The sequence below is a fragment of the Mesorhizobium sp. M0051 genome, assembly GCF_040323235.1.
Classification (GTDB): Bacteria; Pseudomonadota; Alphaproteobacteria; order Rhizobiales; family Rhizobiaceae; genus Mesorhizobium.
Map to the genome: position 1 here is coordinate 16,942 of NZ_JAMYUT010000049.1, position 10,259 is coordinate 27,200.

Below are 10,259 nucleotides of genomic sequence, written 5' to 3' on the forward strand. Positions count from 1 at the left end.
GATGGCCCTTGAGGTCAGGCGGTGCGTTTCACCGAAGCTCACGAGATAAGCTCCGGGCTCTAAACATGCAAGCGGCCGCGTGGATGCGGCCGCTTGATTAGGCAGATCAAAGCGCAATCGTGAGCAAAAACCGATCCCACTCCTGCCGATCGCGCATCAAATTGCCGTTATTCGGCAGCTGCCTTTTCCGGCAGTTTGACCGAGCCGCCGGCCTTTTCGATCTTCTCGATCGCGGCCTTGGAGGCGCCGGCAACGTCAAAGGCGAGCTTCGCCTTGATCTCGCCGTCCGAGAGGATGCGCACGCCGTCCTTGACGCGGCGGATGACGCCGGCGGCAACCAGCGATTCGGCCGTCACGGTTGCCTTGGCGTCGAGCTTCTTGGCGTCGATGGCCACCTGGATGCGGGCTAGCGAGACGACGGTGAAGCTCTTGGCGAAGATGTTGTTGAAGCCACGCTTCGGCAGGCGCCGGTAGAGTGGCATCTGGCCACCCTCGAAGCCGTTGATGGCGACGCCGGAGCGCGCCTTCTGGCCCTTGACGCCGCGACCGCCGGTCTTGCCGGAGCCTGAGCCGATACCACGGCCGAGACGCTTCTTGGAGTGCGTCGCGCCGTCATTGTCACGCAGATCGGTGAGTTTCATCTGAGTTCTCCTGCGCTCTGGCTCAGCCCTCGTCCACAACGCGGACGAGATGCTGGACGGCAGCGATCATGCCGCGCACGGAGGGCGTATCTTCCAGCGTGCGCTGCTTGTGCATCTTGTTGAGGCCGAGGCCGACCAGCGTCGCGCGCTGTTCCTTCGGACGGCGGATCGGCGAACCGATCTGCTCAACGGTGATGGTCTTGGTTGCTTTCTTGGCCATGGTCAAAATCCCTGGTCAGATCGACTATTCTTCAGCCGCAACGGCGGTGCCGCGGCGGGCCTGAAGGGTCGAATACTTGATGCCGCGAGCAGCAGCCACATCCTTGGGATGCATCTGGCTCTTCAGCGCGTCGAAAGTGGCGCGAACCATGTTGTAAGGGTTCGACGAACCCATCGACTTGGCGACCACGTCATGCATGCCGAGCGTCTCGAAGACAGCGCGCATCGGGCCACCGGCGATGATGCCGGTACCCTGCTTGGCAGCGCGCAGCAGCACGCGTCCGGCGCCCCAGCGTCCTTCGACGTCGTGGTGCAGCGTACGGCCCGAGCGCAGCGGCACGAAGATCATGTCGCGCTTGGCCGATTCAGTTGCCTTGCGGATAGCTTCCGGCACTTCGCGCGCCTTGCCGTGACCAAAGCCGACGCGGCCCTTCTGGTCGCCGACGACGACGAGTGCTGCAAAACCGAAGCGACGGCCGCCCTTGACGACCTTGGCGACGCGGTTGATGTGGACAAGCTTGTCCACCATGCCGTCATCGCGTTCTTCACGATCGCGGCCACGGCCGCCATCCCTACGTTCCTGTGCCATATCCTGTTCCTTGTTTTTTTCCGGAAGCACGGTTGCTGATAAGATCCGGTGCCTCTGTGGGTCACCGGGGGCGAAATTTTAGAAGCTCAGACCACCTTCGCGGGCAGCCTCGGCGAGCGCCTTGACGCGGCCGTGATAGATGTAAGCACCGCGGTCGAAGACGACTTCCTTGACGCCAGCCTTGGTGGCGCGCTCGGCGATCAGCTTGCCGATCGCGGCGGCGGCGGCGGTGTCGGCGCCGGTCTTGAGCGAACCCTTGAGGTCCTTCTCGAGCGTCGAAGCAGCGACGATGGTGTGGCCCTTGGCGTCGTCGATGACCTGCACATAGATGTTCTTCGACGTGCGGTGAACAGACAGACGCGGACGCTCGCCGGCGACCTTCTTGATCTGGCGGCGGACGCGCTGCGCACGGCGCTGCGTGGATTCCTTAGTACCCATGATAGTCTTCCTTGCCTTCAAAAAACGGGGGCCGTCATGTGCGGTAGGCGAAAGCGCCTCCCGCGACCGCTCCCCGCGGCGTTGATTTGCAGTGAATGGTGAATGGAAAAATGGTGAACGGTAGAAGCGGAGTGCCACCCGGCCCCTGCTCTACCCTACTGCCATTTCACCATTCACCATTCACCATTCACGACTATTTCTTCTTGCCTTCCTTGCGGACGATCTTCTCGCCAGCGTAACGGACGCCCTTGCCCTTGTAAGGCTCGGGGCCGCGGTATTCGCGAATTTCGGCCGCAACCTGGCCGACCTGCTGCTTGTCGATGCCTGCCACGGTGATTTCGGTCGGCTTCGGCACGGTGATCGTGATGCCCTGCGGCGTCTCGTAGACGACGTCATGGCTGAAGCCAAGTGCCAGCTGCAGGTTCTTGCCCTGAAGTGCCGCGCGATAGCCGACGCCGGTGATCTCGAGCTTCTTCTCGAAACCGTCCTTGACGCCCTGCAGGATGTTGACGATCTGCGTGCGCGACATGCCCCACTTGGAGCGGGCGGTCTTGGTCTGGTCGCGCGGCTGGACAGAGATCTCGCTGCCTTCCATCTTGACCAGAACTTCGTCGTTCACCACGAACTTCAGCTCACCCTTGGGGCCCTTCGCCGTCACGGTCTGGCCGTTGACGGTCGCGGTCACGCCCTGCGGCAGCGAAACGGGTTTCTTTCCAATACGAGACATTTTGTTGTCCTCGTCACTTCTCTTGTTTCAGGTCTCGGTCTTCGGGGATGATCCCGAAGACCGGATTCCACTTTTTCCGATCACACGCCAGATCAGAAGATCTGGCAGAGGATTTCACCGCCGACGTTCTGTTCACGCGCTTCGTGGTCGGCCATCACGCCCTTCGGTGTCGAAAGGATGGCGATGCCGAGGCCGTTGGCGACCTGCGGAATCGACTTGGCCGAAACATAGACGCGGCGGCCTGGCTTCGAGACGCGGGCGATTTCGCGCACGACCGGCGCGCCGTCGAAATACTTCAGCTCGATCTCGATTTCGGACTTGCCGTTGTCGAAGTCGGTCTGGCTGTAATCGCGGATATAGCCTTCAGCCTTCAGCACGTCGAGGACGCGGGTGCGCAGGCGCGAAGCCGGCGTCGAAACGCTCGACTTCTTGCGGCCATACGCGTTGCGGATGCGGGTCAGCATATCGCCGAGAGGATCGCTCAATGACATGTTATGTCCTCCTTACCAGCTCGACTTGACCAGGCCCGGGATCTGGCCGTTGTTGCCGAGATCACGAAGCGCGATGCGCGATACTTTGAGCTTGCGATAGTAGGCACGCGGACGACCGGTGACTTCGCAGCGGTTGCGGATGCGGATCTTGGCCGAGTTGCGCGGCAGGGCAGCAAGCTTCAGCTGAGCGCGGAAGCGCTCCTCCATCGGCTTGGACTGATCCATGATGATCGCCTTGAGGGCAGCCCGCTTGGGACCGTACTGGTCGGCAAGCTTGCGGCGCCTGTTGTTCTTCTCGACTGAGCTGGTCTTTGCCATTTCAGATTTTTCCTTTTCTCGCTGCCGTTACTGGCGGAAGGGGAAGTTGAAGGCCTTGAGCAATGCCCTGGCTTCGTCGTCCGTCTTCGCAGTCGTACAAACGATGACGTCCATGCCCCAGATCTGATCAACCTTGTCGTAGTTGATCTCCGGGAACACGATGTGTTCCTTGATACCCATGGCGTAGTTGCCACGGCCATCGAAGCTCTTCGGATTCAGTCCGCGGAAGTCGCGGACGCGCGGCAGTGCGATGTTCACGAGGCGGTCGAGGAACTCGTACATGCGTTCCTTGCGCAGCGTGACCTTGGCGCCGATCGGCATCTTCTCGCGGACCTTGAAGCCGGCGATCGAATTGCGGGCGCGGGTGACGACGGCCTTCTGGCCGGCGATCATCGCCAGGTCTTCGGCCGCGATCGAAGGCTTCTTCGAATCGGCGGTCGCTTCGCCAACGCCCATGTTCAGCACGATCTTGTCGATGCGCGGAACCTGCATCTCGTTGTCGTAGCCGAACTGTTCCTGCAGCGCCTTGCGGATGGTCTCGTTGTAGACCTGCTTGAGGCGCGGCGTGTTCTGGGCCTTGGACTGTTTGCTTTCAGCCTTGGGCTTCGTGGTTTGAGCCTTAGCCATTGATGACTTCTCCCGAGCGCTTGGCGACGCGCACCTTCTTGCCGTCCTTCTGGAAGATGAAACCGACGCGGGTCGGCTTGCCATCCTTGGGGTCGGCCAGCGCGATGTTCGACAGCTGGATCGGCGCTTCCTTGGTGATGATCCCGCCCTCTTGGGACTGGGACTGCTTCTGGTGACGACGGATCATGTTGACGCCGCGCACCAGCGCGGTGTCTTCCTTCGGCTGTACCGAGAGGACTTCGCCCGAACGGCCCTTGTCCTTGCCGGCCAGCACGACGACCTTGTCGCCTTTTCTAATCTTTTGCATTGGTCCGGCTCCTTACAGCACTTCAGGCGCGAGCGAGATGATCTTCATGTGGTTCTTGGCGCGGAGTTCGCGCGGAACCGGTCCGAAGATACGCGTGCCGATCGGCTCTTTCTTGTTGTCGACGAGAACGGCCGCGTTCTTGTCGAAACGGATCACGCTGCCGTCCGGGCGGCGGATGTCCTTGGCCGTGCGAACCACGACCGCCTTCATCACATCGCCCTTCTTCACGCGGCCGCGCGGGATGGCTTCCTTGATCGACACCACGATGATGTCGCCCACGGAAGCGTATTTCCGCTTCGAGCCGCCCAGCACCTTGATGCACATGACACGACGGGCGCCGGAATTATCCGCGACGTCGAGGTTTGTTTGCATCTGAATCATGACTGGCCGCCTTCTTCTTTTCTAACGGGATGGGCTCAAAGCCCCTCCCCGGTCTGTCCAAAATTCGTTGTTTACGCCCGAGGTCAGGCTTGGTCCGAAGACACGACGATCCAGCGCTTGTCCTTGGAAATCGGCTTCGATTCCTGGATGAACACCTGATCGCCAACCTTGTGGGCGTTGTTCTCGTCGTGCGCCTTGTACTTCTTGGTCATGCGCACGGTCTTCTTCATCACGGGATGCGTGAAGCGCCGTTCGACCTTGACGACAACCGTCTTCTCGTTCTTGTCGCTGACGACGGTGCCCTGCAGAATGCGCTTTGGCATGGTTTTCGTCCTTAAGCCTTCTTAGCCGCGGACTTTTCCGCAGCGATGGTCTTGATACGCGCAATGTCCTTACGGACCTGTCTCACGCGCGCGGTCTTCTCAAGCTGGCCGGTGGCCTTCTGGAAGCGCAGGTTGAACTGCTCCTTCTTCAGGCTGGCCAGGTCGTCGGTCAGCTGGTCCTGGGTCTTGGTCCGGATGTCTTCGGCTTTCATGATCAGCCCGTCCTTATTCTGCGATGCGCTGCACGAAGCGCGTCTTGACCGAGAGCTTGGCCGCGCCGAGACGCAGTGCCTCACGGGCGGTTTCTTCATTGACGCCGTCGATCTCGAACATGATGCGGCCCGGCTTGACGCGCGCCGCCCAGTAGTCGACCGCGCCCTTGCCCTTACCCATGCGGACTTCGGTCGGCTTCGAAGTGACCGGCACGTCCGGGAAAATACGGATCCAGACGCGACCAGCGCGCTTCATTTCACGCGTGATCGCGCGGCGTGCCGCCTCGATCTCGCGCGCGGTAACGCGGTTCGGCTCAAGCGCCTTCAGCCCGAAACCACCGAAATCCAGATTGGTGCCGCCCTTTGCGGTACCATGGATACGGCCCTTGAACTGCTTGCGGAACTTTGTGCGCTTTGGCTGCAGCATCGTTCTAACTCCAAATTCCTAAATGTCTCAGGCGTTTTCGCGACGACGACCGCGTTCGCGATCACCACCACCGCCATGCGCAGCATCGCCCTCGGTCGCACGACGCTCCGAAGCCATCGGGTCGTGCTCGAGGATCTCGCCCTTGAACACCCAGACCTTGACGCCGCAGATGCCATAAGCGGTGTGCGCTTCGGCAGTGCCGTAGTCGACGTCAGCACGCAGCGTATGCAGCGGCACGCGGCCTTCGCGATACCATTCCATGCGCGCAATCTCGGCGCCGCCGAGACGGCCGGCACAGTTGATGCGAATGCCTTCGGCACCGAGGCGCATGGCCGACTGAACGGCGCGCTTCATGGCGCGGCGGAACGCGATACGACGCTCAAGCTGCTGAGCGATCGACTGGGCGACCAGGGTCGCGTCGATTTCCGGCTTGCGCACTTCAACGATGTTGAGGTGCGTTTCGGACTTCGTCATCTCCATCAACTTCTTGCGAAGCTTCTCGATGTCGGCGCCCTTCTTGCCGATGATCAGACCCGGGCGCGCGGCGTGGATGGTGACGCGGCACTTCTTGTGCGGACGCTCGATCACGACCTTCGAGATGGCAGCCTGCTTGAGCTCCTTCTCGAGATACTTGCGGATCTTGATGTCCTCATGCAGCAGCTTGCCGTACTCGCCGGTGTTCGCGAACCAGCGCGAGTCCCAGGTGCGGTTGATGCCGAGGCGAAGACCGATCGGATTGACTTTCTGGCCCATTATGCGGCCTCCCCTTTTTCTTCGACTTCACGAACGACGATCGTGAGGTGCGAGAACGGCTTCTCGATACGGCTGGCGCGACCACGGCCACGGGCATGGAACCGCTTCATGACGATCGACTTGCCGACATAGGCTTCCGCCACGATCAGTGCATCGACATCCAAGTCGTGGTTGTTTTCCGCGTTGGCGATTGCCGATTCCAGCGTCTTCTTGACCGTGCCGGAAATCCGCTTGGCCGAAAATTCGAGATCGGAAAGCGCTGTCGCGACCTTCTTGCCGCGGATCAGCGCGGCAACCAGGTTCAGCTTCTGCGGGCTGATACGGATCGTGCGCAACACGGCGCGCGCTTCGTTATCAGCAAGCCTGCGCGGAGCTTTGGCCTTGCCCATGATTATTTCCTCTTCGCCTTCTTATCCGCGCCGTGACCGTAATAGGTCCGGGTCGGAGCGAATTCACCGAACTTGTGACCGACCATGTCCTCGTTCACCGAGACGGGAACATGCTTCTGGCCGTTGTAGACACCGAAGGTGAAGCCGACGAACTGCGGCAGGATGGTGGAGCGACGGCTCCACATCTTGATCACCTCATTGCGACCACCTTCACGAACCTTGTCCACCTTCTTGAGAAGGTAGCCGTCAATGAAGGGGCCTTTCCAAATCGAACGAGTCACTTGGCGTTACCTCTTCTTAGCTCTTGCGCTGATGGCGCGAGCGCAGGATGAACTTGTCGGTCGCCTTGTTGGACCGCGTCTTCTTGCCCTTGGTCGGCTTGCCCCAAGGCGAAACCGGATGGCGGCCGCCCGAAGTGCGGCCTTCGCCGCCGCCGTGCGGATGGTCGACCGGGTTCATGGTCACGCCGCGATTGTGCGGACGCTTGCCACGCCAGACCGTGCGACCGGCCTTGCCGTCATTGATGTTGCCGTGGTCCGGATTGGACACGGCGCCGACAGTAGCCATGCAAGAGCCGTGAACGACACGCTGCTCGCCCGAGTTGAGGCGCAGGATCGCCATGCCCTGGTCACGACCGACCAGCTGACCATAACCACCGGCCGAACGGGCGACCTGAGCGCCCTTGCCCGGCTTCAACTCGATGTTGTGGACAATGGTGCCGACCGGCATCGAGGCCAGCGGCATCGCATTGCCCGGCTTCACGTCGACCGCTTCGCCGGAGACGATCTTGTCGCCGGGAGCCAGACGCTGCGGAGCGATGATGTAGGACAGCTCGCCATCGTCATACTTGATCAGCGCGATGAAGGCGGTGCGGTTCGGATCGTATTCAATGCGCTCGACCGTGCCGACAACGTCGAACTTGCGGCGCTTGAAGTCGATGATGCGGTACGAACGCTTGTGGCCACCGCCGATGAAGCGGGCGGTGATGCGGCCGTGGTTGTTGCGGCCGCCCGACTTGGTCAGGCCTTCGGTCAGACCCTTGACGGGCTTGCCCTTGTAGAGGCCGGAGCGGTCGACGATGACCAGCTGACGGGTGCTGGGCGTTACCGGGTTGAATTTTTTCAGTGCCATGTTTGTTGTCCTCGCCGCCTTGCTCAGAGACCCGTCGCGACGTCGATCGACTGGCCATCTGCCAGCGTCACGATCGCCTTCTTGACGTCGCTCTGGCGGCCAACCGTGCCACGGAAGCGCTTGATCTTGCCCTTGCGGACAAGCGTGTTCACGGCCATCACCTTGACGCCGAACAGCGCTTCGACGGCGGCCTTGATTTCCGGCTTCGACGCCTTCTTGGCGACGTTGAAGACGACCTGGTTCTGCTCGGAGGCCATGGTCGACTTTTCGGTGATCGCCGGCGAGACGATCACGTCATAATGACGAAGGTCGGTCATTTAAAGCGCTCCTCGAGAGCCTCGACGGCGGCCTTCGAAAGGACCAGCGTGCCGCGGCGCAGAATGTCGTAGACGTTGATGCCCTGGATGGGCAGCACGTCGATGTTGGGGATGTTCGTCGCTGCGAGCTTGAAATTCTTGTCAAGCTCGGCACCGCCGATCAGCAGGGCGTTGGTCAGGCCCAGCGTCGCGAAATTCGCGATCAGCGCCTTCGTCTTGGCCTCGGTCAGCTTCAGCTCGTCGATGATGATGATCGACGCGCTCTTGGCCTTGGCCGAGAGGGCATGCTTCAGCCCGAGAGCGCGAACCTTCTTCGGCAGTTCGTGCTCGTGGCTGCGAACGACCGGGCCGTGGGCCTTGCCGCCGCCGCGGAATTGCGGAGCGCGTGCCGAATGGTGGCGGGCGCGGCCCGTACCCTTCTGCTTGTACATCTTGGCGCCGGTACGCGCGATCTCGGCGCGGCCCTTGGCCTTGTGCGTGCCCTGCTGCTTCTTGGCGAGCTGCCAGCGCACGACGCGCTGCAGGATGTCCTCGCGCGGATCAAGGCCGAAAATCTCCTCGGAGAGTTTCACCTTGCCGGCGTCCTTGCCGCCAAGCGTTGTGATCTTGAGATCCATTATTCCGCTCCCTCTGTGGCCGGAGCCTCGTTCTTAGCAGCTGCCGCAACGGCGCGGATCGCGGCAGGCTTCGGCGCATTGGCCGGCAGTGCCACCTTGGCCGCATCGCGGACCAGGATCCAGGCGCCCTTCGATCCGGGAACCGCACCGCGGATCAGGATCAGGCCGCGGTCGGCGTCGGTCGAGACGATCTCGACATTCTGCGTGGTGACGCGGGTGTCGCCCATGTGGCCAGCCATATGCTTGCCCTTGAACACCTTGCCCGGGTCCTGGCGCTGGCCGGTCGAACCGTGCGTACGGTGCGAGACCGAGTTACCGTGCGTCGCGCGGCCACCACCCATGTGGTGGCGCTTGATGACGCCCTGGAAACCCTTGCCGATCGTCGTGCCCGTCACATCGACCTTCTGGCCGGCGACGAAGTGCTCGACGGTGATCTCGGCCCCGACGTCGATCATGTTGTCGGCGGAGACGCGGAACTCGGCGACCTTCGCCTTCGGCTCGACGGAAGCGGTCGCGAAATGGCCGCGCATCGCCTTCGACGTGTTCTTCACCTTGGCAAGGCCAACGCCGAGCTGAACGGCGGTGTAGCCATTCTTCTCTTGCGTGCGCTGGGCCACGACCTGGCAGTTCTCCATCTGGAGAACGGTGACGGGAACATGTTCCCCGGCATCGTTGTAGATGCGGGTCATTCCCACCTTCTTTGCAATCACACCTGAACGCATCGGTTCAATTCCTTTAGAGTTCCGGGCCAGGGGCACCGCCCCTTACCGCGCTCTCATTCCCTTAGAGCTTGATCTCGACGTCGACACCGGCGGCCAGATCGAGCTTCATCAAAGCATCGACCGTCTGCGGGGTCGGATCGACGATGTCGAGCAGACGCTTGTGCGTGCGCATCTCGAACTGCTCGCGGCTCTTCTTGTCGACGTGAGGCGACCGGTTGACCGTAAACTTTTCGATCCGCGTCGGCAGCGGAATGGGGCCGCGGACGTTGGCACCGGTGCGCTTGGCCGTCGACACGATTTCCTTCGTCGAGGCGTCGAGCACGCGGTGGTCAAACGCCTTCAGGCGGATGCGGATATTCTGTCCGTTCATGCGTCACTTCCTTGTTCTGGCGCGGCGCGGGCAGCGCCCGCGACAGATCGGTTTAAGTCCAAATTACTCTTTGATGGTGACGACGATGCCGGCACCGACGGTGCGGCCGCCTTCACGGATGGCGAAGCGCAGCTTCTCTTCCATGGCGATCGGCACGATCAGCTCGACATCGACGGTGATGTTGTCGCCCGGCATCACCATCTCGGTGCCTTCCGGCAGCGACACGATGCCGGTCACGTCGGTCGTGCGGAAGTAGAACT

Annotated in this window: 22 protein-coding genes; all 22 read right to left on the reverse strand. The window is 61.6% G+C overall.

The features are described 5' to 3' along the window. Positions 1–167: 167 nt before the first annotated feature. Complete coding sequence (rplO, locus tag NKJ90_RS31390) at positions 168–641, reverse strand: 50S ribosomal protein L15 (RefSeq protein ID WP_023757971.1); 474 nt, start codon at positions 639–641, stop codon at positions 168–170. Positions 642–663: 22 nt separating this feature from the next. Beyond that, the gene (gene rpmD / locus NKJ90_RS31395) at positions 664–861 is read right to left on the reverse strand and encodes a 50S ribosomal protein L30 (protein WP_006205449.1); all 198 of its coding nucleotides are present in this window, start codon (positions 859–861) and stop codon (positions 664–666) included. 24 nt (positions 862–885) lie between these two features. Then, positions 886–1,449: a 30S ribosomal protein S5 gene (gene rpsE, locus NKJ90_RS31400; protein ID WP_006333394.1), complete on the reverse strand. Its 564-nt coding sequence runs from the start codon at positions 1,447–1,449 to the stop codon at positions 886–888. Positions 1,450–1,527: 78 nt separating this feature from the next. After that, positions 1,528–1,887, reverse strand: a complete 360-nt coding sequence (gene rplR / locus NKJ90_RS31405) for a 50S ribosomal protein L18 (protein ID WP_023757972.1) — start codon at positions 1,885–1,887, stop codon at positions 1,528–1,530. Positions 1,888–2,080: 193 nt separating this feature from the next. Next, a complete protein-coding gene (gene rplF / locus NKJ90_RS31410) occupies positions 2,081–2,614 on the reverse strand; it encodes a 50S ribosomal protein L6 (RefSeq protein WP_023757973.1) in 534 nt (177 codons plus the stop codon). Between the two features lie 92 nt (positions 2,615–2,706). Beyond that, positions 2,707–3,105: a 30S ribosomal protein S8 gene (gene rpsH, locus NKJ90_RS31415; RefSeq protein WP_013531431.1), complete on the reverse strand. Its 399-nt coding sequence runs from the start codon at positions 3,103–3,105 to the stop codon at positions 2,707–2,709. A gap of 12 nt (positions 3,106–3,117) precedes the next feature. Next, the gene (rpsN, locus tag NKJ90_RS31420; RefSeq protein WP_010909282.1) at positions 3,118–3,423 is read right to left on the reverse strand and encodes a 30S ribosomal protein S14; all 306 of its coding nucleotides are present in this window, start codon (positions 3,421–3,423) and stop codon (positions 3,118–3,120) included. Positions 3,424–3,450: 27 nt separating this feature from the next. Beyond that, positions 3,451–4,050, reverse strand: a complete 600-nt coding sequence (gene rplE / locus NKJ90_RS31425; RefSeq protein WP_013531429.1) for a 50S ribosomal protein L5 — start codon at positions 4,048–4,050, stop codon at positions 3,451–3,453. Then, positions 4,043–4,357: a 50S ribosomal protein L24 gene (rplX, locus tag NKJ90_RS31430; RefSeq protein ID WP_013531428.1), complete on the reverse strand. Its 315-nt coding sequence runs from the start codon at positions 4,355–4,357 to the stop codon at positions 4,043–4,045. Before rplX ends, rplE begins: the two co-directional genes overlap by 8 nt. A 12-nt stretch (positions 4,358–4,369) precedes the next feature. Next, positions 4,370–4,738, reverse strand: a complete 369-nt coding sequence (gene rplN, locus NKJ90_RS31435; protein WP_006205457.1) for a 50S ribosomal protein L14 — start codon at positions 4,736–4,738, stop codon at positions 4,370–4,372. Positions 4,739–4,821: 83 nt separating this feature from the next. Beyond that, on the reverse strand, positions 4,822–5,061 hold the full coding sequence (gene rpsQ / locus NKJ90_RS31440; RefSeq protein ID WP_010909280.1) for a 30S ribosomal protein S17: 240 nt from the start codon (positions 5,059–5,061) through the stop codon (positions 4,822–4,824). Between the two features lie 11 nt (positions 5,062–5,072). Continuing rightward, a complete protein-coding gene (gene rpmC / locus NKJ90_RS31445; protein ID WP_006205459.1) occupies positions 5,073–5,273 on the reverse strand; it encodes a 50S ribosomal protein L29 in 201 nt (66 codons plus the stop codon). 13 nt (positions 5,274–5,286) lie between these two features. Continuing rightward, positions 5,287–5,700 (reverse strand): 50S ribosomal protein L16, encoded by a 414-nt coding sequence (rplP, locus tag NKJ90_RS31450; RefSeq protein ID WP_013531427.1) that lies wholly within the window; start codon positions 5,698–5,700, stop codon positions 5,287–5,289. Positions 5,701–5,727: 27 nt separating this feature from the next. Next, positions 5,728–6,453, reverse strand: coding sequence for a 30S ribosomal protein S3 (gene rpsC, locus NKJ90_RS31455; RefSeq protein ID WP_023672753.1), 726 nt, complete (start codon positions 6,451–6,453; stop codon positions 5,728–5,730). Beyond that, complete coding sequence (rplV, locus tag NKJ90_RS31460) at positions 6,453–6,842, reverse strand: 50S ribosomal protein L22 (protein ID WP_006205462.1); 390 nt, start codon at positions 6,840–6,842, stop codon at positions 6,453–6,455. The genes rpsC and rplV overlap by 1 nt, the downstream gene beginning before the upstream one ends. Before the next feature lie 2 nt (positions 6,843–6,844). Then, complete coding sequence (gene rpsS, locus NKJ90_RS31465) at positions 6,845–7,123, reverse strand: 30S ribosomal protein S19 (RefSeq protein ID WP_006205463.1); 279 nt, start codon at positions 7,121–7,123, stop codon at positions 6,845–6,847. 16 nt (positions 7,124–7,139) lie between these two features. Next, positions 7,140–7,973 carry a 50S ribosomal protein L2 gene (rplB, locus tag NKJ90_RS31470; RefSeq protein ID WP_027026960.1) on the reverse strand — a complete coding sequence of 278 codons (834 nt, stop codon included), beginning with the start codon at positions 7,971–7,973 and terminating at the stop codon, positions 7,140–7,142. 23 nt (positions 7,974–7,996) lie between these two features. Beyond that, complete coding sequence (locus tag NKJ90_RS31475; protein ID WP_023757976.1) at positions 7,997–8,290, reverse strand: 50S ribosomal protein L23; 294 nt, start codon at positions 8,288–8,290, stop codon at positions 7,997–7,999. Then, entirely contained in the window at positions 8,287–8,907 is a 621-nt protein-coding gene (rplD, locus tag NKJ90_RS31480; protein WP_023757977.1) for a 50S ribosomal protein L4, read from the reverse strand. The genes NKJ90_RS31475 and rplD overlap by 4 nt, the downstream gene beginning before the upstream one ends. Beyond that, complete coding sequence (rplC, locus tag NKJ90_RS31485) at positions 8,907–9,629, reverse strand: 50S ribosomal protein L3 (RefSeq protein ID WP_023757978.1); 723 nt, start codon at positions 9,627–9,629, stop codon at positions 8,907–8,909. The genes rplD and rplC overlap by 1 nt, the downstream gene beginning before the upstream one ends. Before the next feature lie 61 nt (positions 9,630–9,690). Next, on the reverse strand, positions 9,691–9,999 hold the full coding sequence (gene rpsJ / locus NKJ90_RS31490; RefSeq protein ID WP_010909272.1) for a 30S ribosomal protein S10: 309 nt from the start codon (positions 9,997–9,999) through the stop codon (positions 9,691–9,693). 63 nt (positions 10,000–10,062) lie between these two features. Beyond that, a partial coding sequence (locus NKJ90_RS31495) for an EF-Tu C-terminal domain-related protein (RefSeq protein WP_483237938.1) occupies positions 10,063–10,259 on the reverse strand: 197 nt, incomplete at its 5' end.

Bases quoted from the DNA above. Each gene is read 5' to 3' on its own strand.
- rplO (WP_023757971.1), bottom strand. From the start codon at position 641: ATGAAACTCACCGATCTGCGTGACAATGACGGCGCGACGCACTCCAAG.
- rpmD (WP_006205449.1), bottom strand. From the start codon at position 861: ATGGCCAAGAAAGCAACCAAGACCATCACCGTTGAGCAGATCGGTTCG.
- rpsE (WP_006333394.1), bottom strand. From the start codon at position 1,449: ATGGCACAGGAACGTAGGGATGGCGGCCGTGGCCGCGATCGTGAAGAA.
- rplR (WP_023757972.1), bottom strand. From the start codon at position 1,887: ATGGGTACTAAGGAATCCACGCAGCGCCGTGCGCAGCGCGTCCGCCGC.
- rplF (WP_023757973.1), bottom strand. From the start codon at position 2,614: ATGTCTCGTATTGGAAAGAAACCCGTTTCGCTGCCGCAGGGCGTGACC.
- rpsH (WP_013531431.1), bottom strand. From the start codon at position 3,105: ATGTCATTGAGCGATCCTCTCGGCGATATGCTGACCCGCATCCGCAAC.
- rpsN (WP_010909282.1), bottom strand. From the start codon at position 3,423: ATGGCAAAGACCAGCTCAGTCGAGAAGAACAACAGGCGCCGCAAGCTT.
- rplE (WP_013531429.1), bottom strand. From the start codon at position 4,050: ATGGCTAAGGCTCAAACCACGAAGCCCAAGGCTGAAAGCAAACAGTCC.
- rplX (WP_013531428.1), bottom strand. From the start codon at position 4,357: ATGCAAAAGATTAGAAAAGGCGACAAGGTCGTCGTGCTGGCCGGCAAG.
- rplN (WP_006205457.1), bottom strand. From the start codon at position 4,738: ATGATTCAGATGCAAACAAACCTCGACGTCGCGGATAATTCCGGCGCC.
- rpsQ (WP_010909280.1), bottom strand. From the start codon at position 5,061: ATGCCAAAGCGCATTCTGCAGGGCACCGTCGTCAGCGACAAGAACGAG.
- rpmC (WP_006205459.1), bottom strand. From the start codon at position 5,273: ATGAAAGCCGAAGACATCCGGACCAAGACCCAGGACCAGCTGACCGAC.
- rplP (WP_013531427.1), bottom strand. From the start codon at position 5,700: ATGCTGCAGCCAAAGCGCACAAAGTTCCGCAAGCAGTTCAAGGGCCGT.
- rpsC (WP_023672753.1), bottom strand. From the start codon at position 6,453: ATGGGCCAGAAAGTCAATCCGATCGGTCTTCGCCTCGGCATCAACCGC.
- rplV (WP_006205462.1), bottom strand. From the start codon at position 6,842: ATGGGCAAGGCCAAAGCTCCGCGCAGGCTTGCTGATAACGAAGCGCGC.
- rplB (WP_027026960.1), bottom strand. From the start codon at position 7,973: ATGGCACTGAAAAAATTCAACCCGGTAACGCCCAGCACCCGTCAGCTG.
- NKJ90_RS31475 (WP_023757976.1), bottom strand. From the start codon at position 8,290: ATGACCGACCTTCGTCATTATGACGTGATCGTCTCGCCGGCGATCACC.
- rplD (WP_023757977.1), bottom strand. From the start codon at position 8,907: ATGGATCTCAAGATCACAACGCTTGGCGGCAAGGACGCCGGCAAGGTG.
- rplC (WP_023757978.1), bottom strand. From the start codon at position 9,629: ATGCGTTCAGGTGTGATTGCAAAGAAGGTGGGAATGACCCGCATCTAC.
- rpsJ (WP_010909272.1), bottom strand. From the start codon at position 9,999: ATGAACGGACAGAATATCCGCATCCGCCTGAAGGCGTTTGACCACCGC.